The following is a 1,171-nucleotide window of genomic DNA, read 5'->3' on the forward strand; positions in this document are numbered from 1 at the left end:
CCCCAGGACACACCCCACGACACACCCCACGACAGACCCCAGGACGCCCCTCAGAACGCTCTTCCGGACGCCTTCCGGGACGCTCTTCGGGACCCCGCCCGAGACGCGTCCCGGCGCGTCCCGGTCGAGGCCCGCTCTCCGTCGGCGGATCCGCCCTCGTCCTGCCGCCGGGCGCCGTCACCGCTGTCATGGCCGTCGTGCTGGTCGCCGCCCTGGTCACCGCCCTGGTCGCCGGGGCACGTCCGGCACGGGCGGCGGCGCTTGAGAAGGTCACCGGGTTCGGGTCCAATCCCGGCGGCCTCACCATGTGGGTCTACCGCCCCGACGGCCTGCCGGACGGCGCGCCCGCCGTCGTGGCCCTGCACGGCTGCACGCAGACCGCGAGCGACTACTTCACCGACTCCGGCTGGAGGAAGTTCGCCGATCTCCACCGCTTCGCGCTGATCCTTCCGGAGCGGATCGACTCCGCGAGTTTCCCGTCCAACTGCTTCCAGTGGTACCAGGAGGCCCACATCAGGCGGGGCCAGGGAGCGGCGCTGTCCATCGCGCAGATGGTCGCCCACGCCACCGGGGCATACCGCCTCGACACCGGGCGGATCTCCGTCACGGGGCTGTCGGCGGGCGGGGCGATGGCGGCGGTCATGCTCGCGACCTACCCCGACCTGTTCCAGGCCGGTTCCGTCGTGGCCGGCCTGCCGTACCGCTGCGCACCGCCCGCCTCGACGAGCACCTGCATGGGCGGCGCCGTCAGCAAGACCCCGGCGCAGTGGGGCGATCTCGTACGCGACGCGTACCCCGGCTACACCGGACGGCGTCCTCGGGTGGCCATCTGGCACGGGCAGGCGGACTACGTCGTCAACAAGGCCAACGGCACCGAGCTGCGCGACCAGTTCACCGATGTGCTCGGCGTCCCGCGGACACCCGCGTCCACCGAGAGCCTTCCCTCCGGCACGACCCTGGAGCGGTACGGCGACGACGCCGTACGGTTCTACGCGGTCGCCGGCATGGGGCACGGAACTCCGGTGGATCCCGGCGGCGCGGCCGACCAGTGCGGCACGGCGGGCGCCTACTTCCTCGACACCATCTGCTCCGCGTACCACGACATGCGGTTCTTCGGGCTGGACGGCGGGGTCACCCCGAGCCCGACCCCCAGCACCACGCCCAGCCCGAC

1 protein-coding gene is annotated in these 1,171 nt (G+C 72.8%); it reads left to right on the forward strand.

Annotated features, from left to right (window positions below; genetic code table 11):
- Positions 1-188: 188 nt before the first annotated feature.
- The coding region (locus IMZ11_RS42375; RefSeq protein ID WP_228649198.1) for a PHB depolymerase family esterase at positions 189-1,171 on the forward strand (983 nt) is incomplete at its 3' end.

It is taken from the genome of Microtetraspora sp. AC03309 (assembly GCF_020826795.1).
Lineage (GTDB): Bacteria > Actinomycetota > Actinomycetes > Streptosporangiales > Streptosporangiaceae > Microtetraspora > Microtetraspora glauca.